Source organism: Psychrobacter urativorans, assembly GCF_904846675.1.
In the GTDB taxonomy this organism is placed as follows: domain Bacteria; phylum Pseudomonadota; class Gammaproteobacteria; order Pseudomonadales; family Moraxellaceae; genus Psychrobacter; species Psychrobacter urativorans_B.
Map to the genome: position 1 here is coordinate 114,312 of NZ_CAJHBT010000002.1, position 22,841 is coordinate 137,152.

Sequence of the window (22,841 nt, forward strand, 5' to 3'; positions counted from 1 at the left end):
CAGTATTGAGCTAAAAGGCAGCATAGAAAAGTATAGCGTCAAGATACATCAGTCTATAGTCATTTATCAAAGAGGGTATTATGTGCTAATAAATGGTAAGTATGCTAAAATCAGACGATTTTATTTATCGTATTTAACACTGTTGCCAGTGCCGTTTTATTAAAATCCGCCATTAACCAGCCGCTAGGTATTAGTAGTCGCTGGATTGATTATAGTATTAATAATATATTAATACCAATAAGGGCGCTAGAATAACGATAACCGTTAAGTCAGGGGCATAAAGAGTCATGGTTGCAACTTCAATATGGCAGACACTCGCTGAGCACCCAGAATTTTTTGCCATGCTGACCATTCCACCGGTGACAGCCTTTGTCACTTGGGTGCATGTATGGATGGCGCTAAAAATGTTGTTTTATCCCATCAAGTTTTGGGGTATTCGCATTCCAAGATTTCCATTCTTTGGGCTACCAGGTATTGGCTGGCAAGGTATCGTCCCGCGTAAAGCCGGCAAGATAGCGGGTGTTATTGTTGATCAGACGCTCTCAAAACTGGGCTCGCTTGATGAGTTTTTTCAAGCGATGGAACCGGAACAGATGGCGGTATTTATCACTGATACGGTTGATAAGAATCTCGAAGCTTTGATTGATGAGATTATGCTTGAGCGCTCAGAGACGCTCTGGAGCAACATTCCTTATGCGCTAAAGCGCCGTATATATAATCAAGCGCATCAAGAATTGCCTGGAATCATGCAGTCTTTGGTGACTGATTTGACTTATCATGTCGAAGATTTAGTCGATATGCGGCAGATGATTGTTAATAAGATGGAAAGTGATCGGCGCTTGATGGTTAATATGTTCCTGAAAGTGGGTCAAAAAGAGATTGATTTTATTTGGCATATTAGTGCCTTGATTGGATTGATTTTTGGCATTATCCAGATGTTTATTTTCTTGGTGGTGCCAGCACATTGGACCGTCCCATTTTTTGCAGCAGTTTGGGGGTTATTGACTAACTGGATTGCGATTTGGATGGTGTTTAATCCGGTTGAGCCGCGCTTTATACCTTATTTGAAGTTTTTTGCACGCCGTAATGGTTTTCCATTTATCACACTGCAACTGCCACACATGGCACAGTTTCGCTGGCAAGGCGGCTTCATGAAGCGCCAAGAAGAAGTTTCTGACGTTTTTGCTGAGATCGTGGTTAATGATTTGGTAACGCTTGAGAATATCATGAATGAGATGATGTATGGCGAGCGCGCTGCGCAAACCCGTGAGCTGATGAAATCCCATCTGTATCAAGTGCTTGAAACACCTGTGGTCAGTACTACTTTGCGTATGGGACTTGGTCGCCGGGAGTTTGGTCAATTAAAAAATACTATTATTGATAAATCAATTACGGCAACTATGGTGCCGCTGCGGGATCCTGAGCTTAATGAGAGCCGCGCCAGCAAAATATTTGGGCTGTTCCGTGACCGTATTCGCGCACTATCGCCTAATGAGTTTCAAAATCTCTTGCGTCCTGCATTTCGTGAAGACGAGTTGACATTAATTGTGCTGGGTGGTTTAACTGGCTTTTTGGCCGGTTGGCTCCATTTAATCTTAGTATTTTTCCCAGCCATGCAATAAGGTCGCCGTCTAAAGTTTTAAGAGGTTAGGTCATAATATTGGTAGCACACAGCTCCTCTACATAGCCCATACCGCATAGATACGTCGCTGCAATAAACTGACGGTAATGTACGTCAATGTAAATTAAGTAATAAACCGTATCAGCTACGGATAATAAATGTAGCCACACCAATACTGGGTATTTTTAAAATTATTAAACTGCCCAATCCGCAACTATAACCGTATTAAGGTAAACAAGGTTAGACCGTATGTTAATCACAGAATTGGGTTATTTTGCCTTGCTGGCCGCCTTTGTGTTGGCGATTTTGCAAGTGGTATTACCGACCATTGGCGTCATGCGTGATCAAATCGCTTTGCAGCGTTTGGCACCAAGTTTAGCGTGGGCGCAGTTTGCGGCGATGATCACGTCGTTTGGCGCGCTGATGGCAGGCTTTTACTATAATGACTTTAGCTTAGTTTATGTCACCCAGCATTCCAACACTTTATTGCCTTGGTATTATAAGTTATCGGCAACATGGGGCGGGCACGAAGGCTCGCTGTTGCTATGGATGACCATCATGGCCACTTGGTGTGCGCTGGTGTCGTTCTTTAGTCGCGGTCTGCCGCTGTCTATGCGTGCGCGGGTCTTGGTTATTCTAGCCGGCGTACAGTTGATGATGCTGGCGATGTTAATTTTTACCTCGTCACCATTTGATCGTACCTTGCCGAATCTAGCCGTCGATGGCGCTGATTTAAATCCTGTATTGCAAGATTTTGGTCTTATTATTCACCCCCCTATGCTATATATGGGTTATGTAGGGATGGTCGTGCCATTCGCTTTTTGTATGGCGGCCTTGTGGGAAGGGCGCTTAGATGCCGCGTGGACCCGCTGGTCACGGCCTTGGGCGCTCGCAGCATGGGGTTTTTTGACTATTGGTATCGCGCTGGGTTCATGGTGGGCCTATTACGAGCTTGGCTGGGGTGGCTGGTGGTTCTGGGATCCGGTAGAGAACGCGTCATTGATGCCGTGGCTTGCCGGTATAGCATTACTACACTCTTTGGCCGTTACCGAAAAACGTGGCGTCTTTAAAGCATGGACGATTATGCTGGCGATTTTTGCTTTTGCTTTAAGTTTGCTTGGAACGTTCTTGGTGCGCTCTGGGGTTATTACTTCGGTGCATTCGTTCGCCGCTGACCCAACCCGTGGTTTGGTGATTTTAGTTATTCTCGGCATCATCGTTGGTGGTGGCTTGTTAATGTTCGCCGTTCGCGGTTGGCGCTTAACGGTGGAAAGTCAGTATCAACTGATTTCACGTGAGTCGTTTTTGGTAATCAACAACGCCATCATTTTGATTGCTACTTTAGTAGTGCTTTTAGGTACGCTATATCCTATTATCGCTGACGCCTTTAGTTTGGGTCAAGTATCGGTAGGGCCTCCCTACTTTAACGCGCTATTTGTGCCTTTAACTTGGCTGCTATTAGTAGCGATGGGCATGGGGTCTAATATTCGCTGGAAAAAAGACAATCGCCCGCTATTAGGCGTTGGTATGGTTATTGCGGTCAGTAGTATTATACTGGGTGCTGTTATTGCCTACTTTGTTCATCCGTCGTCCATGCTCAATATTGGCGTGACATTAGCACTCAGTTTTTGGGTGTTATTATGGATGGTGGTCGATTTTAGAGACAAAACCAAAAACGCGCCGAACCTCTTCAAAGGTTTGCGTCAATTGCGTTTGAGCTATTGGGGCCAGCAAACCGCACATATTGGCGTACTAATAGCGGTGATTGGGATTGCCTTTACCAGCAGTTTGAGTATCGAGCGTGATGTGGCGTTGGGTCTTGGTGACACCGTCCATGTGCAAGGTTACGATTTTGAAATCGCTGATTTCCATGAAGTCAAAGGCAGTAACTTTGATGGTATGCAAGCACAGGTTGAGGTGACTAAAGATGGCCGCTCTGTGACCACTTTATATCCTGAAAAACGTACTTATATCATCAGTATGATGCCGATGACTGAGGCGGCTATTGATGCCAGTTTAATGCGTGATGTTTATGTGGCATTGGGTGAGCCTATCGCTGAAGACAGTAGCCAATGGGCGGTACGTATCTATGTTAAGCCACTCATTCGCTGGATATGGTTAGGGGCGATTATCATGGCATTGGGTAGCTTACTCAGTATATTGGATAAGCGCTATCGCATTAAAAAACCCAAGGATCCACAGCAAATTGCGGCTAATACGCTTACTAAAACTGAGATACCAGCTGCGTCCATAGGGGAGAAGTAATATGACGACTCCTGAAAACACCCCTGATCCAAATAGCAGTCAGAACGACAGGCGCAGTCCTAAAACGATGAATAAAAAGCAGCTCAAGGTCTGGTTTTTGATCCCGCTCATCGTCTTTTTAGGACTGATGATTATGCTGTACATGCGCTTGGGTAAACCGGTAGAGATTGTGACCAATACAGCCCTTGAGCGTCCGGTTCCTACCTTTGAGCTGCCGTTATTGTCAGATACTACCCGTACCATCACCAATGATAATTTGCCAGATCAGCCATTTTTAATGAATATCTGGGGCTCTTGGTGTCCAACTTGTATTATTGAGCATCCTTTTTTAATGCAGTTGGAGGAGCGCGGGGTCAATATTATTGGGGTGAATTATAAAGATGACATTGGTAATGCGCTCAGCTACTTAAATCAGCGTGGCGATCCATTTTCGATGTCGATTCAAGATCTGCCGGGTCAGTTTGCGCTAGATTTAGGCTTAACTGGGGCGCCTGAAACTTTTGTAGTCGATGGTGATGGCATCATTCGCCAGCATATTATTGGTGAGATTAATGAGACTAATTGGCAAAGTCGCATTACGCCGTGCTTAATGGTGCTCAACGAGGCCAATAAGAATAGTGTCAGCCCAGATCCAAGTAAGGTTAAGGGGGCGTGCAAATGAAACTCAGTCAAATAAAAGTCAATGTAATTTTTAGGCTAGCAAGCTTAATACTGGCATGTATGCTCAGTATGACAACCTATGCCGCGATTGATGTATACGACTTTGATTCCGTGCAGCAAGAAGCCCAATATCGCGGTCTCATCGAGGAGCTACGTTGCCCGAAATGTCAGAACCAAAACCTTGCTGGTTCGGATGCACCGATTGCTCAAGATTTGAAGCAAAAAACTTACGATATGATTAAAGATAATCGTAGTGATGGCGAGATACGCAACTATATGCAAGAACGTTACGGCGACTTTATCAGCTACAAACCGCCTGTACGCCCATCGACATGGATATTATGGTTTTTTCCACCATTATTATTAATAGTCTTAATTATCGGCTGGTTTTGGCAGAGTAAGCGTCGCCAAGTCGTGGCCCGTGGTCAAAAGGACGTCATAGTAGACGACACTGCCGCAGCTTTGACCCCTGCGGAAAAAGCTGAACTTGATCGCCTATTATCGCGAGCCGAGAATGTCGACCATGACATCACTAGCCCAGAGGACAAAAAATGACCATTTTTTCTACTGCCGGCTTATTTATCGCCTTAAGCTTACTGATTGTTCTTATACTTGCTTTCATTGTTATCACGCCGTGGCTACGAGCAGCGCGCTCGCAGGATAATCCTGTGGATAACCAACTGCTAGATATTAACGTCGCGGTATTTCGCGAGCGTCTAGCCGAGCTTAAAACCGATAAAGATAGCGGTACCATTGATGACAGCCATTATCAAAACCAAAAGCTTGAGCTTGAACGACAGCTATTAAGTGCGCAGCGCCAAATAGCGCCGATGGTTATTCCTGGTGTTAAAAGCCGTTTAATCGTGGCGGTTTGGGTACCAATATTAGCAGCGATGGCATATTTACTAATAGGCAATCGCACGCCAGTATTTGAGTTGTGGCAAGCTGAAGATAAAGTTGGACAAGTTGCAGATGACTTATTGACCGGAAAAATCGACCAGCCACCGGAGTGGGCGATTGAAGATGGTCGTCAGCTGATTACCGCGATGCAGACCAACGTCCATCGTCATGCCGATGATCCTAATCGCTGGATGCGCTTATCAGAGCTGTTCCTCTCGCTTGAGGCGACGCCCTCAGCTTTAGAGGCATTATCACGCGCTTATCGTCTATCGCCTGATAATGAAGAGATTGCCACTACTTATGCGCAGATTAGCTTTTTTGCTAATAATGGTCAGCTAGATGTTAATAGCCGCCGCGTATTACAAGACGTGCTAGCTAAGAACCCGCAGCATGAAGGGGCACAAATGCTAATGGCGATGGGCGAAGCACGCGGTAGTAATTTTGAACAAGCACAAGGCTGGATTAAACGCTTACGTGATAGTATTTCTGCCAAACCGGGGGATCATACTAAAGCGTTAGCAAGTTTAGACGAGCTAAGTGCCAACGTTAACGCGCAAAAACAGCAAGCTTCTGAAGGTATTGAAGTAACCGTTAAGGTTACTTCTAGTTTACTACCTTTAGTAAAAGGCGACGACGTGTTGTTTATTGCCATTCGTGACGTTGAAGGTGGACCACCATATGCCGCCAAGCGTTTGCCTATCAGTATTATTAAACAAGCTGAGGCTAATATTAGCCTCAGCGACTTGGATGCGATGATGCCTGAGCGTACCATAGCTTCAGCTCGTGCAGAAAAAACTCAGCTGGCAGTGGTTGCTCGTATCAGTCATAGTGGCAATGCTGTAGCGGAGTCAGGCGACTTATCTGGTAACCCGATAGTCATTAGCGCTGAGCAAAACCAAGTTAATATAGAAATCAATCAACAAGTGCCGTAATCAGTAACTGCTAAATAAGCCTCATATCAGCTATAAAAGCTTCGTAGCAGTTATAAGAATTGCATAACATATAGCGCTGTAGGGTAACTCTATGGCGCTTAATTTTGCGACATGATAGATGAAATAATGCGTGACATGAACAGCTAAATCATCATAACTTACTATCTTGATGCTAAAAAAACTTGAGATTTGCAAATTCACAAGGTAAGTATGGCAATTAACTAGGTACCTAATTAACATTATGGTAATATTGAGTTAAGGTTTAAATATCAATCCCTAAATCCTATCTACCCTGAACATTGTCTATTGAGGAGAGCCGTATCATGATGCGTATTATTTTGCTAGGTCCACCAGGTGCCGGTAAAGGTACCCAAGCCCAATTCATCTCTAAAGAATACGATATTCCACAAATCTCGACTGGCGATATGCTGCGTGCAGCAATTAAAGAAGGCAGCGAGCTTGGCAAACAAGCCCAAGGCATCATGAATGCTGGTGGTTTGGTCTCTGACGATTTAATCATTAATCTAGTAAAAGAGCGCATCACTAAGCCTGACTGTGCGAATGGCTGTATTTTTGATGGTTTTCCGCGTACTATTCCACAAGCACAAGCCCTTGCCGACGCTAATGTCGCGATTAATCATGTGGTCGAAATCAGTGTTCCCGATGACGAAATCGTCAAGCGTCTCTCAGGTCGTCGCCAGCATGCAGGCTCAGGTCGTGTTTATCACATTGATCACAATCCACCTAAGCAAGAGGGTGTTGATGACGTCACTGGCGAAGCGCTTATTCAGCGCGAAGATGACAAAGAGTCTACCATTCGTGAGCGTTTAGCGACTTATCATCAACAGACATCAGCCTTGGTTGGCTTTTACCAAGATAAAGATAAAGCTAAAGAAGGCGAGAATGCGCCTGATTATGATAAATTCGATGGCACTCAAGCTATTGAAGATGTTAAACAACAAATATTGTCAGCCCTAAAAGGCTAAGCTAAATAGCTATTATTTGAAGCAAATAAAAAATCCTGCTAATAAGCAGGATTTTTTCATTTATTTAAGCGTTTAGAAGTTTTGAACTCAATGCTTATGCATTACCTTCAGCATCTATTTGTGCTTGTTGCTGGCTTTGTGCATAGGCTTGGTCAAAGTTAACCGGCGCTAGCAATAACTGCGGGAAGCTACCACGAGTAACGATGTCGCTGATCACTTCACGGGCATAAGGGAATAACACATTAGGGCAGTAAGCACCTAAGATTTGACCGATTTGGTCTTCAGGAATATCTTTTAATAAGAAAATACCCGCTTGATGAACTTCGGCGATAAATGCTGCTTCATCGGCATTTTTAGCATTGACACTAACAGTCAAAATCACTTGATAATGGTCGTCATCGATTTTGTCGGCATTGCTTGATAAGTTAATATCCAGCTCAGGATTCCACTCTTTGGTGAATACGTCTGCGCCCGGTACTTCAAGTGACATATCTTTGACATAAATGCGTTCCAGTGCCAATTGTGGTTGTGCTTGTTCTTCAGCCATGATAATTCCTATAATAATCGGTCAAATGTTGGAAAAAATAGCATTATAATCTTTATCTAAAGCTAATAAATCCTTATTAAACTAGCGTTTACTAATTAACTTATATCTTAGCATGCTGCCACAAATACGAGCAGCACGATAGAAAAAGTAATTTAATAAATTAACCGGCCAATAGCTCGTCAAGCTTACCTTGTTGGTTGAACTGATTCAGCTCATCAAAGCCACCAACGAAGGTATCACCGACGAAGATTTGCGGTACAGTGCGATAGTTATTGGTTTTTTGCATTAACGCACGGCGATCATCGCTGCTCATGTCATGCATGCCAATCTCTTCGTATTCAACGCCTTTAGACTTAAGCAGTTGTTTGGCGTTTGAGCAGTATGGGCAAATAGGGGTAGTATAGACTTTAACAGATACAGTCATTATCGATCCTTAGTTAATTTATAAATTTATCATGCGATATTAATATTAAAAGAGTTGCTATTGTTGGCTGCAATCAAGTTAAGCACAAGGCAGTATTTGATTGCGCTCATTATAAAGTGGGGATGAGTACCGTAAATTCAAGTCAGTTGGCGAGTAATCGTTTAAAAGTGCTACAAATCATTCATAAAAACAAATACTTAATAAAAAAAGACACCCTACGTTGAAGGTGTCTTTTTTTATTAAGTGTTTTTTAGCTGCTACATCACCTATATAAGTTACTTATGTAAGCTAGGCTTCGCTTTCACTTTACCTTTAGTCTGGACGTCTTTTAGACCAACTAGAGGCATGCCGCCCGATTGCCAACCGCCAATCCCGCCTTCTAAACGATAGACGTTAGCCTTACCAATCATCTGCACCGCAGCGCCAGCTTGTACGCCCATATCACAAATAATGATAACAGGATGTTCAATGGCGCGTATTTCTTCTAAGTGCTCTTTAAGCTCAGTAAAAGGAATATTGCGGCTGCCTTGAATATAGCCGGTGGAAAACTTCTTTTTGGCGCGAATATCAATAAGTTGCGCGTTCTGAGAGTTGACCATCATGCCTAGGGTGTTAGGCGATATTTTTCTGCCGCTACGTTTATTTTCGATGACAAAAAACAGTACGGCAAGTGCCGCTAAAATGCCAAATAAAAACGGGTGGTTGCCCACAAATCCAAGCGCACGATCCAAACCATACCTCCAAAAAAATAGGTGCTCTGTTAAGCCATAGGTACAGCCTAACATCGAACAAGGCACTATTATACCGATAAGGCGGTCTATAGTAAACGTGTCATCATCAAGCTTCTGTCATAACGATTAGAACTACTAATGTTAATTTTGAAAAAATTTAGCTCTAATAAGACTTGTTGTTAGTAAGGTTTAACATTAATAAGGTTTGGTATCGGCCTCGATTTGCAATGTGACTAGATTCTCAACACGGCGCTGTAGTACTTCACCGTCAGCAATCGCTTGCCATAACGCGCAGCCTTTACTGTTATGGGTATGACGACAATCACGGAACTGACAATTACCGGACAAAGGCGCCAGCTCAACAAAGCCGGAGATGATGTCGTCAGGGGTCAAATGCCAAATGCCATACTCACGAATACCTGGGGTATCGACAATGCCGCCTCGGGTTAAGTATTCTGGATTAAAGGGTAATAAGCGGCTGGTGGTAGTCGTGTGCTGACCAAGTTTTGAGTTATCAGAGATGATATTAACGCTTTGTGCCGATTCAGGCAGTAGCGCGTTGATTAAGCTGCTTTTGCCCACGCCTGATTGACCCGCAAAAATGACCAGTTTATTATCAATATAATGTTTAAGCTCACCAAGTCCTTGCTGATCATTACTAGCAGCGACATTCTCAGGACAATCAACTGAGGTCAATACACTGTGATAACCGAGCGCTGCATATTGGGTTAGTAATTCATTGGTATTGGCATCATCGTCTTCTGCCAAGAGATCCGCTTTATTGAGTACCAATAATGGCTGTACGCCAGCATGATGGCAAACCACTAAATAACGGTCAATCAAAGTTGGCGCAGCGGCAGGCAAAGGCGCAAAGACAATCGCGAGAATATCAACATTGGCCGCTACCGGCTTGAGCTTATGATAGCGGTCTGGGCGTGAGACTAAAGAGGTACGCGGCTTTACTGATTCGATACGTCCAAATCCAGTATTAGAATCGGCATTCCAGCGTACATTGTCACCAGCAGCTAGCATTGGCAGATTGGTACGTACGTGGCAGCGCCAAATATCGCCAAGCTCTAACTCCTGCCAAAACGGTTCAGGGTCATCGGGTGCAAATTCAGGTTGAACAGCGATGACGGCTGGCAAGCTGGTCACTTGTACTTCCAACTGCTTACCATAGTGCGCCATGACTACGCCATCCATTAGGCTTTCATCAATGCTGTTTTGATTGGATAGCTGTTGTTTATCGATGCGACGAATCTGCTGTTTGGTCAGTTTGCGTTGCCGAATTAATGCCATGAATGGTGACCTATTAAAAAAATATCTCTAAGTGTAGCGTGAAAATTTGCTAACATACAGCCTAAAGCGCCCGTGATAGCCAGTGATTTTGTAACGTTTTAGGCATCATGCAAATCATATGCGGGCGATTTAAAGCATTATTTGTACCTGATTGCATTTATTAGTAACTACCGATTAATATATTATATATAGGATACTTTATGAGCACCAGCGACCATCCCAATAAGATTAGAATTAAGAACCAAGGTAAAAAAGGGCTGGTATGGATTGACCTAGAAATGACCGGACTTGATACCTTGAATGATGAGATTATCGAGATCGCTACTGTCGTTACCGATGAAGATTTGAATGTTTTAGCAGAAGGCCCAGTTTTTGCCATTAAAGTATCTGACCGTAAATTAAATGGTATGGATGATTGGAATACCAAGCAACACGGGCAGTCAGGACTGGTAGATCGCGTGCGCCGTAGCACTGTGACCTTAGCAGAAGCGGAAGCTGAAACTATCAAGTTTTTGAATAAATGGGTGGACAGCGGTAAGTCGCCAATGTGTGGTAACTCTATTTGCCAAGACCGTCGCTTTATGGCGCGGCAAATGCCAGAGTTAGAGAGATTCTTCCATTATCGTAATCTTGATGTGTCCTCGATCAAAGAGCTGTGCTTTCGCTGGCGTCCCGATATTCTTAAGAACTTTGAGAAGAACGGTAGCCATCTAGCGTTAGATGATATCCGCGATTCTATTCGCGAACTTAAACACTATCGTCAGCACTTTTTTAACTTAATACCTCAGGATTAAGAACTTCTAGAGGCTTAGCTTAGTATAAAATAAGGGTTTGTTGATTATTCAACAGACCTTTATTTTTTTATATACTTGCTTCTAATATCACTTAATAAATAATATTCAGCTTGGTAATATCGACCTATTTATCTTTGTAAAAAGTTAAATTCAACCATTTCAAACTCGCTATTATCATTACTTTCTAAGTTTGCATCGGCTGTAATTGCACCAATAACCGCGCTAACTTTAGGCTGGCGCGTTTCGTCATCGAGCAGACGCCAATCGCCAAGCACATAGCGGCTTCTGCCCTCAGAGCTGCGATGAATTTCGGGACGATGAGTATGACCGTGTAGCAGTGCGTCATAGGTATAAATGGCTCTGTTCACTGAAGCTTCATTCACATCCATGATATAGGCGGCTTTCGTTGTGTTCTTCTGCTTACTTTTTTGTCTTATATTATCGGCAATAGCCAAGCGTTTTTCTAATGATTTATTAAGTAAGTACCACTGGGTTAATCTGTTGCGCATTACTTTGCGGAAGAACTGATATTTTTTATCATCGGTACAGAGTGCATCGCCATGTTCTAAACGATAACGTTGCTGTCCGACATTTAAAAGATAAGGCTCATAAATTATCTCACCACCGAATAGATTGCAAAAGGGCTGGCCTAATAAAAAATCACGATTACCATGCATCACTAAAACCTCACAACCATCGACGCGTAGCTGTTTCAGTTTCGCAATCAGCGGGGCTAGCCAATGTGTCTGTTGTTCGTCTGCTGATAGTGATAGATAAGCGTCATCACCCAGCCACACTTCAAACCAGTCGCCTAAAATGAATAAGCGCTTAAGGGCAGGCAAGGCTAAGCAATCATCAAGCAGCGCCAAAAAAGCCTGCACTAAGGCAGGCTCATCAGGCGATAAATGCAAATCGCTAATTAATATTTGCCGCACCTCATGAGGGCGGGTGGTAATCAGATGGTCGAAACTCTGCATTTATCTTTATCCTAATAACTAATGGAACACATCTGTTAAGAAGTGCTTTTTTAGGAAATACTTATTCAGAAACAATCTTCGCTGAATTGATAATAACAGGCTCTTTTGGCACATCAGCATGCATGCCAAAACGACCAGTAGGAACGCCTTTCATTTTTTCGATAACGTCCATACCGCTAGTTACTTTACCAAAAACAGTATAACCCCAGCCTTGGGCATTTTTGCCAGTATGGTTTAGGAAGTCATTGTCTTTGACGTTAACAAAGAACTGGCTGGTGGCTGAATGTGGGTCTTGAGTACGGGCCATAGCAAGCGTGCCGGCGTCATTTTTTAAGCCGTTATCCGCTTCGTTTTCAATGGGCGCATTGGTGCCTTTTTCATTCATATCAGCGTCCATTCCGCCGCCTTGAATCATAAAGCCGTCGATGATGCGATGAAAAATAGTGCCGTCATAATGACCAGATTTTACATAGTTTAAGAAGTTTTCTACCGTTTTTGGGGCTTTTTCTTCGTTAAGTTCGATAACGATAGCACCCATCGTGGTGTCGAGTTCTACTACTGGCATATCTACCATATTGTATTCCTTTCTAATTGCAGCACTTAAAAGAGTGCTGTGGTGAGTTGTTGATAAAAAGTTATGGTTAGTCTAACGGCTTTTTTGTCGCCTGTCATGTATCAGGCTGTTAATGCATTCGCGAAACCTGATAGAATAACGCAACTTTAACTTTCCTCAGTATATTTCTTCAATAATTTTTATTAACTTTTGAATTTTTCTATGATACGTGATGTCATGCACTATAACCTGATAACTTGCGTTAGGAGCAATGCCCCATGAGTGAGCACTCAAGCAACAATAAACCAAAAGACGAACCAAAAAACGACTTTATTCGTAATATGATTCGTGAGGATGTTAAAACGCAAAAATATAAGCAGATTGTCACGCGTTTTCCGCCTGAGCCTAATGGTTATCTACATCTTGGCCACGTAAAGTCTATTTGTCTAAATTTCGGTGTTGCTGAAGAATTTAATGGTATCTGCCATCTGCGTTATGACGACACCAACCCAACGGCTGAAAAGCAAGACTATATTGATAATATCAAAAAAGACGTGCATTGGCTGGGCTTTGAGTGGGCAGGCAAGGCGTTACATGCTTCCAGCTATTTTGACCAATTGTATGCGTGGGCCATACAGCTTATTGAGCAAGGCGAGGCGTATGTAGATTTACAAATGCCTGAACAAATCAAAGACAATCGCGGCTCATATAAAGAAGCCGGTACGGCGTCCCCGCAGCGTGATGCCAGTGTTGCCGATAACTTGCAATTGTTCAATGATATGAAAAACGGTAAATATGCTGATGGAAAGGCAGTATTGCGCGCCAAGATTGATATGTCTGACGCCAATATGAATATGCGCGACCCGATTGTTTATCGTGTGATGCATCAAGAGCATCATCAGACCGGTGATAAGTGGTGCATCTATCCGATGTATGATTTTGCCCATCCTTTATCAGATGCGATTGAAGGCATTACTCATTCATTGTGTACGTTAGAGTTTGAAGACCATCGTCCATTTTATGATTGGATTGTCAATAAAATCGGCTTTGAGCAACCGCCGCATCAATATGAGTTTTCGCGCCTCAATGTTGACCATACTTTAACCAGTAAGCGTAAGCTTAAGCAATTGGTTGATGAAGGTATCGTTGACGGTTGGGATGATCCGCGTATGCCAACGGTTGCTGGCATGCGCCGCCGTGGTTATACTCCTGAAGGCTTACGTGATTTTTGTGATCGCGTTGGAGTCGCTAAAGCCGACGGCGTAGTCGATATGCGTTTGCTAGAGTTTAGTATTCGTCAGTCATTAGATGACACTACCGCTCGCGGTATGGCAGTCCTAAAACCGTTAAAAGTAACGATCACTAACTTTAGCGAAGCTGTGAGTAGTTGGGAATCGCAGAAAGCGGATAGCGTGAATGCGCGCTGGGATGATGAGTCGCAAACCTTATGGTTGACGCAGCCGAACCATCCTAATATAGATATGGGAGAGCGTGAAATCCCCTTTACTGAAACTCTTTATATCGACCAAGGCGACTACGAGATTGAGCCGCCAGCAGATTACAAACGTCTGTCACCAGAAAAAACTGAAATTCGTCTGCGCAATACTTATGTGCTAGCCGTCACCGAGCACATTACTAATGATAAGGGTCAGGTTATTGAGCTAAAAGCGACTATCGATCCCGCTACTTTAGGTAATAATCCTGAAGGCCGCAAGGTTAAAGGTGTTATTCATTGGGTATCGGCCAGCCTAGGTGTTCCCGCTACTGTGCGTCTATATGAGTCATTGTTTAGTGTTGAAGACCCTAGTAGCGTGAGCGATGTACATGCTGCCCTAAATCCTAATTCTTCGACTGAGCTGGCTGCCGTGGTTGAGCCATCACTTGCCAATGCCGAGGCTGGCACGCGCTTCCAGTTTGAACGTGAAGGCTACTTTATCTCGGATGTTATCGAGCACAGTAGTGAGTATCCAGTATTTAACCAAATCGTCAGCTTACGTGATAGTTATAAGCCCGCATGATTTGCAAAACCTACTGTAGTAAGTTGCTACTAAATAATAGCAGTTTGCAAGATAGCCTATTTCTAGTACGCTAGAGATGGGTTTTTTTGTGGAAAATAATAAATTATTTAATCAGTAGTAATAATTATAAACAGTAAATATTGAGGAATACACATGGCAAAGTTTTTGAACAGCAGTGGCACTACTTATCACTTAGAAGAGCTCATTAAAAGTGCATCTGACCGTCTGATTATTATCAGCCCGTATCTAAAACTTAACGACCGCATCAAAGAGCTGTTAGAGGACCGCAATCGTCTTAAAATCGATATTCGTATTGTCTATGGTAAAAACGACTTACAACCAGAAGAGATTAACTGGCTTAAAAACTTAACCTTTATTCGTACCAGCTTTTGTAAAAACCTGCATGCTAAATGCTATCTTAATGAAAATGAATGCATCATCACCAGTCTGAATCTCTATGAATTTAGTCAAGTCAATAATAATGAAATGGGTGTGCTTATCTACCGTAATGAAGATACGAAGCTATATGCTGATACCTATGATGAAGCCCAGCGTATTATTCGCATCAGTGATGAAGTACGGATGTCGTTTGAAAAAGTTGCTCCATCCGATGACAAAATAGCTAATCCTGACTCTGTTGTGGCTGATAAACCAGCGGTAGAAACGGCGAAACCTAACTATTCTAAATTGACCACCGCGAAGCTTGCCAAAGAGCTGGGGCTTAAAACACAAGAGCTAAACGACAAGCTGCTAGAAAGTGGCTATTTAGAAGATAAAGAGGGCGAGCTAGTACTGACCGATGTTGGTAGTGCTGCTGGAGGAATAAGCAAACGTGGTAAGTTTGGCGATTTTTGTCTGTGGGATGCGGGAATGGTGGTTTAGAAAACTTGCTCATATAGAATTGATTTACTTATCTACAAACAGAACAACCGCATTACATTCCGTCACAAGACATTCATAACCAGTTTGTTAAGATGAAAAGGCATTTAACTGATGTGCGATGAGTTATTCGTTAACCACTGAGCACGTCGATTATAATAATATAGCGTAGACATTATTTTTTAATGTGAGCGCTCAAATATTGAAAAATAAGGACAAAACTATGGCACATTTACGTTTAGGTGACACTGCACCAAATTTTGATGCGAGTACCACAGAAGGCGATATTAATTTTTATGATTGGGCAGGGGATAGTTGGGTCGTACTATTCTCCCATCCTGCCGACTATACGCCGGTATGTACCACTGAGCTTGGTCGTACCGCAGCACTAGGCGGCGAGTTCCAAAAACGCAATACCAAGGCTATCGCGCTATCAGTTGACGGTTTAGAGGATCATAAAGGCTGGGTTAGTGATATCGAAGAAACTCAAGGCACAGCCGTAAACTTTCCTATCATTGCCGACTCTGATCGCAAAGTGTCAGATTTATATGACATGATTCATCCGAATGCTGATAGTACGGCTACGGTCAGAAGCGTATTTATCATCGACCCTAAGAAGAAAGTCCGCTTAACGCTTACCTATCCTGCTAGCTGTGGTCGTAACTTTGACGAAATTGTACGCGTGATTGACGCCATGCAACTGTCTGATGAATATAACATTGCCACCCCTGTTGATTGGAAAGAAGGTGATGACGTTATCATTCCACCAAGTGTTAAAAATGAAGATATCGCAGCCAACTATCCTAAAGGCCATACAGAAATTAAGCCTTATCTACGTACAACACCTGCACCGAATAAATAATTAGGCGTCAAGACTTATGCTATAAAGTTACAAGTCAAAAACTAGTGCTGTCACTATTCTCAAAAAGCCCCATAACTTTAGGTTATGGGGCTTTTTACTATTCTCTTAACAAGCGTCGATATACTTTTGCTATGATGGAAAAGGTGGAATTTATATTCGAAGTAGCTGTTTTAAAGTAACTTTTAAAATAGTCATCCAAAGTAATAATGATTACATCCACTATAGCTATAACCACAACAATTTATTTTCTTAAAAAAATAACCATAACTAAAACTTAAGTTAACGCCCGTCAGCGCCGAAATGCTGGTTGATGTTCCTTACAAGGAGTTTGCCATGAAAACATTATATGTAACCCGCACCGCCCCTAATCCACGTAAAGCACTGATTCTATTGGCTTCAAAAGGTATCGATATCGATGATATGGACGACCTTGATGTGGTAGATATTGATATCTCTAATAATGAACATATGACTGAGGCCTTTACTAAAATCAATCCCATGCAAACAGTACCAGTGATGGTTTTGGATGATGGGACTGTCCTTAATGACTCACAGGCGATTTGTGAGTATCTCGACCGCGTCTTTGGTGAACGTTCAGTGATGGGTAATGATGTGGTTCAGCGTGCACAAGTTTGCGCCATGCGCCGTGTTGCTGAGTTTGAGGTGCTGTATAACTTTATGCTGGCCTTTCAACACAGTCATCCGTCAAAAGCCCAGCGCGTTGATCAAGTGCCAGAATTTTCTGCTAAGTCTATTGCGCGGGGAGTTAAAGCCTTGGCTTATTTTGAAAATGCTTTAGAAGGACATGAGTACTTAGTTGGCGATCAGTTAAGTTTTGCTGATATTGTGCTTTATTTAGGGCTTGATTTTGGCAAAGTATTAAAAGTAAATCCAATCAAACAAGGTGATAATCTCGCCCGTTTTTATAAAAATATGAACGAGCGCTTTAGTATACATAACACGGTAAACGCTAAGTCCACAGCTAGTGAATAGACATAATAGATAGTAATAGCCGTCATTCTGCCAATCTTATGTGCTACTCAATATAATTTATGGATGATTAGGATAGTAAATAATTATCCATAAATTGTTATAAAAAATGGATAACTTGAAGAATGAATATTGTATATTTCACGTTAAAAAATTAGGTAATAAAACTAAACACTTCGTTACAAAAACTGGAAGTATCAGGGTTATAGTAGTCGCATAATTCTGTATGTCTCAAGCTTGATTCTAACATAGGAATCTAATGTAGAAACGAATCTCTATAAAAGTGGCCAGTACGCTTTGTATTCAGATGATGTCATAGAACCCTAGGCTATGAATACAGAAAACGAGTGATCTGTAACATGATAGGTATAATTATGAAACCGACTTTTAAAATAAGTTCTAGACCCACTTTAAAATTAGCCTTATTGCCAAGTTTATTAGCAGTAAGCTTAGCGTTAAGTGCCTGCCAAGATCCTTCTTCACCTACCGATATAGAAGGCCAAGATACTGTTGATACGACTAGCGAGACAGTCAATTCAGCGGCTACTGGAAGTGCGAACCCAATGGACGCAACCACTGCAGATACTTCTATGACTGTTGAACAGCAAATGATTGAAAACCTTTCACGCTATCGCTGGACTCTAGCTACTGCCACTGATAACAGCACCCAGCCGCTAACCCCTTTGATGACTATTAAAGATCAAGTAACCCTGAGTTTTAGTCAGTATCAAGGACAAAATACGGTCAGCTATAGCGTGGGCTGTAATACTATGAGTGCAACTTATCAGCTTCAAGGCACTACTCTGACAATTGAAGACAGTATGAGTACTAAAATGTCGTGTGCTGATTTAAATTCGGCTGAAAATAGCTTAAATGAGCTAATGCAAGGTGACAGCCAGTTAAACTTAGTTGATGACGAAACACCAATGTTGAACCAACTAACTAGCAATTCTGTGACCTTAGTTTGGAAAGGAAAAATGACGGCGCAGGCAAAGTATAATACCAAAGGCGAGACTATATTTTGGGCAGTAAATGCCGAGACTAATCCTTGTTCAGATAATAGTGCCCAGCAGTGTTTACAAGTCAAACCAGTCATTTATAACGACCAAGGTGTTAAAACTAGCGAAGGCAAGTGGACTGAGTTTACAGGGAATATTGATGGCTACCAGCATGATGATAAGCACGATGAAGTATTGCGTCTACAGCGTTATAAGCTAGACAGTAGTGTTACCCAAGCAGAGACAACAGGCGAAGAATATGCTTATGTATTGGATACTGTTATTGAACGTACTGTTGCAAAATAAATTTACAAATTTATTAAGTTCTATAAGCTGCAGCCAACAACACGTATCATTTTTTATAAAAGCTGGTTCATAAAGACTGGCCTATAAATAATGACACGTGTTTTTTTATCCATGTCGTTTAACTTCTGTATTCAGTCTAACGTAGATTATTCAAATCTTCTTCCGTTAAACGCCAGCGGCCCTTCTTCTTAGAGGTTCCGCGTCCACGTACTGAACTATTTAATAGTAATTTATTCATAGAGTGGCTAGAATGCGCATGACAGATGGCGCAGGCAAGACCGTCGGCGGCATCTTGTTGTGGTACTACATCCAGCTTTAGGATACGACAGACCATATCTTGAACCTGTTCTTTAGCCGCCGCGCCATAGCCACACACGGCTTGTTTAATTTGACGCGCCGTATATTCTGACACTTCTAAATCTAAAGCAACCAACGCTGCAATTGCTGCTCCGCGGGCTTGCCCAAGCTTGAGCGCTGAGTCAGGGTTTTCTGCCATAAAGACTTGTTCAATAGCGGTATAAATGGGCTCATCTGCATATTTGATATGATGCTGAGTAATCCGCGTTAAACCATTAAAAATGCGCTTAAGGCGTTCAGGCATCTCTTTAGTATCGGTACGGATAGTGCCCGCATCAATATATGTCAGCTTATCGCCTGTTTGTTGGATAATTCCATAACCTGTCATACGTGAACCGGGGTCAATCCCGATAATAATTGCCATAATGTTCCATATATTAAGCCATTTAGTAATTCATATAATAAACCATATTGCTGCTATATTATTTGATAGCTTAAATGCTTAAAAATTAGCCGTAAGTTTGATAGTATAGCAAGCCATCCCCATATACATCATAAGTTAACCAGTTTAATTTGTGTAACGCTTAATTTCTTAGCTTTAATACTAATAGTTTTTATTTTATAGGACGACACTTATGGGTCAGATAGTTGGTATCGCCATTGTTTGGTTTATTATCGAGATGCTACTGTGGTATTTAATTGCCCAGTTCGTTAGTGGCTGGTGGGTATTTGTTTGGTTTATTATCTCCGCTGTGATTGGACTCTCCTTAATTCGCAAAGGTATGGCCTCTCTTAGTCCCATGGCGCAGCAAATGAAAGCTGGCGGTATGATGAATCCTTCGATGCGCCCGCAAGAGTCGACCATGATTAAAAGTGTTGCGATGGCAGCGGCTGGTATTCTATTGCTCATTCCAGGGATAATCAGTGATGTGTTAGCGCTGCTAGTAATATTACCGCCAGTGCAAAAGAAGCTGAAAGATATGGCCAATAAATATGTCATGAACAATCAGCAAAAAATGATGGAGATGATGGCCAAGCAGATGGGCGGTCAAAATCCATTTGGCGGTGCTGGTGGCATGGGCGGCGGTCAAAATCCGTTCGGCGGGGCAGGCGGCATGGGTGGTCAGAACCCATTTGGTGGTGCAGGCGATATAGGAAGTAATAATCCGTTCGATAAGCAGCAGAAAAATCCATTTGGCAATGTCTTTAAGCAGCATACGACCGTTGATGGTACTGCTAAAAATGTGCCTAAAGACGTGAAGAAAATCACTAAATCTGCCAACGATGAATAATTAATATTCTGATTAATAAGTCCTTTCTAATAAAGTGACGGCTACTGAGAAAATACCGCAGTAGCCCTATGTTTGATCTAAACCCTACAGTTAGTTGAACCATTATAATTTAGCAAATAGAAGCTATGATTTGATCACTATAATATGTTCGAAATAAATACTAAGAAGCCCCTATCGTTATTAACAATAGGGGCTTCTTAGTATTTATTTCGATACTTAGTTGTTATCTCACCTTTACTGCATTTTTGCCAAGTAGCTTTTAGCCAAGTAATAGGGGAAACTAACGGAATATAACAACCGGAGTGCCGCCGTAAGATGGTGACCCATGAACCGTGAAGTTCAGGGCGGATGTGTCACTGCCTCGGCAGGTTTCCTGAAACACCGCAAGCGGTGCAGGCATACACAATGAGACAATAGGTAGCACATCCAGGTAATACATTATCGGCTCAGGGAATAACATCCACTAGCCAACACTCCAGAATGAATCCATGATAACCAATGAAATAGGTGATTGCAAGTTCGATTTGCAGATTGATATTTATTGAAATCAAGTATTCGCTGTCTTTTTATTAATAGGAAATAACTCTTGGGCGTCGTAGTTTTTTAACTTCTAAACCTTGTAAGGATAATAGAATAGTATCGTTAAATAGTGCTTAATAATGTCGAGTTTTCGGCTATTTTGAGATATGTGGTAATATAGAGACTACTATAGCTGCTAATCTTAATTTTATACCTTTTAATGCCAATGTTTAATGTCAATTTTCTTAGTGCTAATAATGCACGGTAGGCGTTCAATCACTTGAGGAGCGGTAATCTATGACCAGTAAGCAGCAACAATCGCAGCAAAAAACAGAGTCTCTTGACAAGAGTCAGGCCACACAGAATAAGAATAAAAAAATACCCCATGTATTAATGATATTGGACGGTTTTGGGCATCGTGAAGAAGACAAGGATAATGCCATTGCTGCTGCCAACATGCCAAATTTAGATAAGATTTATCAGCAGTATCCGCATGGGCTAATATCTGCCTCAGGGGAAGATGTAGGTTTACCTGAAGGCCAGTTTGGTAACTCAGAAGTCGGACATATGAACCTAGGTGCAGGTCGGGTCCTCTATCAAGACTCAACCCGTATTTCAAGCGAGCTGGCCAGCCGTGAATTTTATAAAAACGAGGCGTTAGTAGGCGCGGTAACGGCAGCTAATGCGCTGGGCGGTAATGTTCATATAATGGGTTTGTTGTCTGATGGTGGTGTTCATTCGCATCAAGATCATATAGAGGGGATGTGTCACTCAGCACTAGTCCATGGTGCCAAAAATGTCTTTGTGCATTGTTTTTTGGATGGTCGCGATACGCCGCCAAAGTCTGCGGATAAGTATATCAATCGTTTGCGTGAGTACTTGAATAAGCTCAATGCGCACTATGAAGGTAGCGCCCAGATTGCTACTATTATCGGCCGCTACTATGCTATGGATCGTGACAATCGTTGGGATCGAGTACAAAAGGCGTATGAGTTAATTACCGAAGGTACAGCAGATCGCCTAGCAACTCGTGCTGATGGCGCAGTTCAAGCAGCGTATAAAGCTCGTGAGACCGATGAGTTTGTTAGTCCTACTACGGTCATTGGACGCGATGAGGTTCCACATACCGTTGATGATAATGATGCGCTGATTTTTATGAACTTCCGCGCTGATCGCGCGCGTGAGCTGGCACAAGCGTTTGTCTTACCGGATCATGAGTTTTCAGGGTTTGCCCGTCATAAGTGTCCGAAGCTTGCCGCCTTTGTGATGCTGACTAAATACTCAGATATCTTGGCTGATAACCCTAAGACTAGCATCGCTTATTATCCGGCGTCATTGAGCAATACTTTGGGTGAATATCTACAAGACCAAGGTAAAACCCAGTTGCGTATCGCTGAGACTGAAAAATACGCGCATGTGACGTTTTTCTTTAGTGGTGGTCGTGAAGCGGAGTATGAAGGTGAAGAACGTATTCTAATACCGTCTCCAGATGTAGCGACTTATGATTTGCAGCCTGAGATGAGCGCGCCTGAGGTCACTGATAAGCTAGTGGCAGCGATTGAATATGGTAAATATGATGTTTTAATCGTCAATTATGCTAATGGTGATATGGTTGGGCATACGGGCATTTTCAATGCTGCTGTGAAAGCAGTAGAAGCGCTGGATGTATGCGTAGGACGCATTGAGGCCGCAGTACGTGCTGCTAATGGTGAAATGCTAATTACCGCTGATCATGGCAACTGTGAGCAGATGCAGGACTATGATAGTGGACAGGTACACACCCAGCATACTACTGAGCATGTGCCACTGATTTATATGGGTGATAAAAAAGTACAAGTTCGCGCAGGTGGTAAGCTTAGTGATGTTGCGCCTACCATTTTAGCGCTGCTGGACCTTGAGCCACCTGCTGAGATGACTGGAGAAAATCTATTAATTCCAGCATCTGAATAGTATGGTTGATAAAGTTCAGTTGCTAGTTGCTAATAAATAAG

21 protein-coding genes and 1 other RNA gene are annotated in these 22,841 nt (G+C 42.5%); 14 read left to right on the forward strand and 8 right to left on the reverse strand.

What is annotated here, in order from left to right:
* The first annotated feature begins 287 nt into the window (after nt 1–287).
* The 6 genes from JMY06_RS01860 (at nt 288) to adk (ending at nt 7,364) form a co-directional block, all read left to right on the forward strand.
* Entirely contained in the window at nt 288–1,622 is a 1,335-nt protein-coding gene (locus JMY06_RS01860) for a hypothetical protein (RefSeq protein WP_201615709.1), read from the forward strand.
* Nucleotides 1,623–1,870: 248 nt separating this feature from the next.
* A complete protein-coding gene (locus JMY06_RS01865) occupies nt 1,871–3,886 on the forward strand; it encodes a heme lyase CcmF/NrfE family subunit (protein ID WP_201615710.1) in 2,016 nt (671 codons plus the stop codon).
* Nucleotide 3,887: 1 nt separating this feature from the next.
* Nucleotides 3,888–4,547 carry a DsbE family thiol:disulfide interchange protein gene (locus JMY06_RS01870; protein ID WP_201615711.1) on the forward strand — a complete coding sequence of 220 codons (660 nt, stop codon included), beginning with the start codon at nt 3,888–3,890 and terminating at the stop codon, nt 4,545–4,547.
* A 68-nt stretch (nt 4,548–4,615) separates the two neighbouring features.
* Complete coding sequence (locus tag JMY06_RS01875) at nt 4,616–5,101, forward strand: cytochrome c-type biogenesis protein (RefSeq protein WP_413786266.1); 486 nt, start codon at nt 4,616–4,618, stop codon at nt 5,099–5,101.
* Nucleotides 5,098–6,378, forward strand: coding sequence for a c-type cytochrome biogenesis protein CcmI (gene ccmI, locus JMY06_RS01880; RefSeq protein ID WP_201615713.1), 1,281 nt, complete (start codon nt 5,098–5,100; stop codon nt 6,376–6,378). Before JMY06_RS01875 ends, ccmI begins: the two co-directional genes overlap by 4 nt.
* A gap of 323 nt (nt 6,379–6,701) precedes the next feature.
* Nucleotides 6,702–7,364: an adenylate kinase gene (gene adk, locus JMY06_RS01885; protein ID WP_201615714.1), complete on the forward strand. Its 663-nt coding sequence runs from the start codon at nt 6,702–6,704 to the stop codon at nt 7,362–7,364.
* 94 nt (nt 7,365–7,458) lie between these two features.
* Here the strand turns inward: adk and secB are convergent, their stop codons facing one another.
* From secB to rsgA, 4 genes are all read right to left on the reverse strand, one after another.
* Nucleotides 7,459–7,911: a protein-export chaperone SecB gene (gene secB, locus JMY06_RS01890; RefSeq protein WP_201615715.1), complete on the reverse strand. Its 453-nt coding sequence runs from the start codon at nt 7,909–7,911 to the stop codon at nt 7,459–7,461.
* 160 nt (nt 7,912–8,071) lie between these two features.
* Nucleotides 8,072–8,335, reverse strand: coding sequence for a glutaredoxin 3 (gene grxC, locus JMY06_RS01895; protein WP_201527866.1), 264 nt, complete (start codon nt 8,333–8,335; stop codon nt 8,072–8,074).
* Between the two features lie 275 nt (nt 8,336–8,610).
* Nucleotides 8,611–9,066, reverse strand: coding sequence for a rhodanese-like domain-containing protein (locus JMY06_RS01900; protein ID WP_201615716.1), 456 nt, complete (start codon nt 9,064–9,066; stop codon nt 8,611–8,613).
* Between the two features lie 195 nt (nt 9,067–9,261).
* Nucleotides 9,262–10,365: a ribosome small subunit-dependent GTPase A gene (gene rsgA / locus JMY06_RS01905; RefSeq protein ID WP_201615717.1), complete on the reverse strand. Its 1,104-nt coding sequence runs from the start codon at nt 10,363–10,365 to the stop codon at nt 9,262–9,264.
* A gap of 200 nt (nt 10,366–10,565) precedes the next feature.
* Between rsgA and orn the strand changes: the two genes are divergently transcribed.
* On the forward strand, nt 10,566–11,159 hold the full coding sequence (orn, locus tag JMY06_RS01910; protein ID WP_201527872.1) for an oligoribonuclease: 594 nt from the start codon (nt 10,566–10,568) through the stop codon (nt 11,157–11,159).
* Nucleotides 11,160–11,287: 128 nt separating this feature from the next.
* Here the strand turns inward: orn and JMY06_RS01915 are convergent, their stop codons facing one another.
* Complete coding sequence (locus JMY06_RS01915; protein ID WP_201615718.1) at nt 11,288–12,136, reverse strand: UDP-2,3-diacylglucosamine diphosphatase; 849 nt, start codon at nt 12,134–12,136, stop codon at nt 11,288–11,290.
* Nucleotides 12,137–12,197: 61 nt separating this feature from the next.
* Nucleotides 12,198–12,710: a peptidylprolyl isomerase gene (locus JMY06_RS01920; protein ID WP_227672115.1), complete on the reverse strand. Its 513-nt coding sequence runs from the start codon at nt 12,708–12,710 to the stop codon at nt 12,198–12,200.
* Nucleotides 12,711–12,967: 257 nt separating this feature from the next.
* Between JMY06_RS01920 and JMY06_RS01925 the strand changes: the two genes are divergently transcribed.
* The 5 genes from JMY06_RS01925 (at nt 12,968) to JMY06_RS01945 (ending at nt 18,742) form a co-directional block, all read left to right on the forward strand.
* Nucleotides 12,968–14,707, forward strand: coding sequence for a glutamine--tRNA ligase/YqeY domain fusion protein (locus JMY06_RS01925; RefSeq protein ID WP_201615719.1), 1,740 nt, complete (start codon nt 12,968–12,970; stop codon nt 14,705–14,707).
* 153 nt (nt 14,708–14,860) lie between these two features.
* On the forward strand, nt 14,861–15,589 hold the full coding sequence (locus JMY06_RS01930; protein ID WP_201527875.1) for a phospholipase D family protein: 729 nt from the start codon (nt 14,861–14,863) through the stop codon (nt 15,587–15,589).
* Between the two features lie 220 nt (nt 15,590–15,809).
* The gene (locus JMY06_RS01935; protein ID WP_201615720.1) at nt 15,810–16,448 is read left to right on the forward strand and encodes a peroxiredoxin; all 639 of its coding nucleotides are present in this window, start codon (nt 15,810–15,812) and stop codon (nt 16,446–16,448) included.
* 333 nt (nt 16,449–16,781) lie between these two features.
* A complete protein-coding gene (locus JMY06_RS01940) occupies nt 16,782–17,441 on the forward strand; it encodes a glutathione S-transferase family protein (RefSeq protein ID WP_201615721.1) in 660 nt (219 codons plus the stop codon).
* Between the two features lie 371 nt (nt 17,442–17,812).
* Nucleotides 17,813–18,742 (forward strand): META domain-containing protein, encoded by a 930-nt coding sequence (locus JMY06_RS01945; RefSeq protein ID WP_201615722.1) that lies wholly within the window; start codon nt 17,813–17,815, stop codon nt 18,740–18,742.
* Between the two features lie 136 nt (nt 18,743–18,878).
* On the opposite strand, the gene ruvC is transcribed toward JMY06_RS01945, so the two are convergent.
* Nucleotides 18,879–19,463: a crossover junction endodeoxyribonuclease RuvC gene (gene ruvC / locus JMY06_RS01950; protein WP_201615723.1), complete on the reverse strand. Its 585-nt coding sequence runs from the start codon at nt 19,461–19,463 to the stop codon at nt 18,879–18,881.
* A gap of 211 nt (nt 19,464–19,674) precedes the next feature.
* Here ruvC and JMY06_RS01955 point away from each other — a divergent pair, with 211 nt between their 5' ends.
* Nucleotides 19,675–20,331: an FxsA family protein gene (locus JMY06_RS01955; RefSeq protein ID WP_201615724.1), complete on the forward strand. Its 657-nt coding sequence runs from the start codon at nt 19,675–19,677 to the stop codon at nt 20,329–20,331.
* A gap of 290 nt (nt 20,332–20,621) precedes the next feature.
* Here the strand turns inward: JMY06_RS01955 and ssrS are convergent.
* Nucleotides 20,622–20,816: non-coding RNA, 6S RNA (gene ssrS / locus JMY06_RS01960), on the reverse strand.
* A 331-nt stretch (nt 20,817–21,147) separates the two neighbouring features.
* On the opposite strand from ssrS, the gene gpmI reads away from it, so the two are divergent.
* The gene (gene gpmI / locus JMY06_RS01965) at nt 21,148–22,800 is read left to right on the forward strand and encodes a 2,3-bisphosphoglycerate-independent phosphoglycerate mutase (protein ID WP_201615725.1); all 1,653 of its coding nucleotides are present in this window, start codon (nt 21,148–21,150) and stop codon (nt 22,798–22,800) included.
* Nucleotides 22,801–22,841: the final 41 nt, after the last annotated feature.

Excerpts from the sequence above, each read along its gene's own strand:
- JMY06_RS01935 (WP_201615720.1), top strand. The coding sequence starts at position 15,810 with ATGGCACATTTACGTTTAGGTGACACTGCACCAAATTTTGATGCGAGT.
- ccmI (WP_201615713.1), top strand. The coding sequence starts at position 5,098 with ATGACCATTTTTTCTACTGCCGGCTTATTTATCGCCTTAAGCTTACTG.
- grxC (WP_201527866.1), bottom strand. The coding sequence starts at position 8,335 with ATGACTGTATCTGTTAAAGTCTATACTACCCCTATTTGCCCATACTGC.
- JMY06_RS01915 (WP_201615718.1), bottom strand. The coding sequence starts at position 12,136 with ATGCAGAGTTTCGACCATCTGATTACCACCCGCCCTCATGAGGTGCGG.
- JMY06_RS01865 (WP_201615710.1), top strand. The coding sequence starts at position 1,871 with ATGTTAATCACAGAATTGGGTTATTTTGCCTTGCTGGCCGCCTTTGTG.
- adk (WP_201615714.1), top strand. The coding sequence starts at position 6,702 with ATGATGCGTATTATTTTGCTAGGTCCACCAGGTGCCGGTAAAGGTACC.
- JMY06_RS01945 (WP_201615722.1), top strand. The coding sequence starts at position 17,813 with ATGAAACCGACTTTTAAAATAAGTTCTAGACCCACTTTAAAATTAGCC.
- JMY06_RS01875 (WP_413786266.1), top strand. The coding sequence starts at position 4,616 with ATGACAACCTATGCCGCGATTGATGTATACGACTTTGATTCCGTGCAG.
- JMY06_RS01870 (WP_201615711.1), top strand. The coding sequence starts at position 3,888 with ATGACGACTCCTGAAAACACCCCTGATCCAAATAGCAGTCAGAACGAC.
- JMY06_RS01920 (WP_227672115.1), bottom strand. The coding sequence starts at position 12,710 with ATGGTAGATATGCCAGTAGTAGAACTCGACACCACGATGGGTGCTATC.
- ruvC (WP_201615723.1), bottom strand. The coding sequence starts at position 19,463 with ATGGCAATTATTATCGGGATTGACCCCGGTTCACGTATGACAGGTTAT.
- rsgA (WP_201615717.1), bottom strand. The coding sequence starts at position 10,365 with ATGGCATTAATTCGGCAACGCAAACTGACCAAACAGCAGATTCGTCGC.
- JMY06_RS01940 (WP_201615721.1), top strand. The coding sequence starts at position 16,782 with ATGAAAACATTATATGTAACCCGCACCGCCCCTAATCCACGTAAAGCA.
- orn (WP_201527872.1), top strand. The coding sequence starts at position 10,566 with ATGAGCACCAGCGACCATCCCAATAAGATTAGAATTAAGAACCAAGGT.
- gpmI (WP_201615725.1), top strand. The coding sequence starts at position 21,148 with ATGACCAGTAAGCAGCAACAATCGCAGCAAAAAACAGAGTCTCTTGAC.
- secB (WP_201615715.1), bottom strand. The coding sequence starts at position 7,911 with ATGGCTGAAGAACAAGCACAACCACAATTGGCACTGGAACGCATTTAT.
- JMY06_RS01930 (WP_201527875.1), top strand. The coding sequence starts at position 14,861 with ATGGCAAAGTTTTTGAACAGCAGTGGCACTACTTATCACTTAGAAGAG.
- JMY06_RS01925 (WP_201615719.1), top strand. The coding sequence starts at position 12,968 with ATGAGTGAGCACTCAAGCAACAATAAACCAAAAGACGAACCAAAAAAC.
- JMY06_RS01955 (WP_201615724.1), top strand. The coding sequence starts at position 19,675 with ATGGGTCAGATAGTTGGTATCGCCATTGTTTGGTTTATTATCGAGATG.
- JMY06_RS01860 (WP_201615709.1), top strand. The coding sequence starts at position 288 with ATGGTTGCAACTTCAATATGGCAGACACTCGCTGAGCACCCAGAATTT.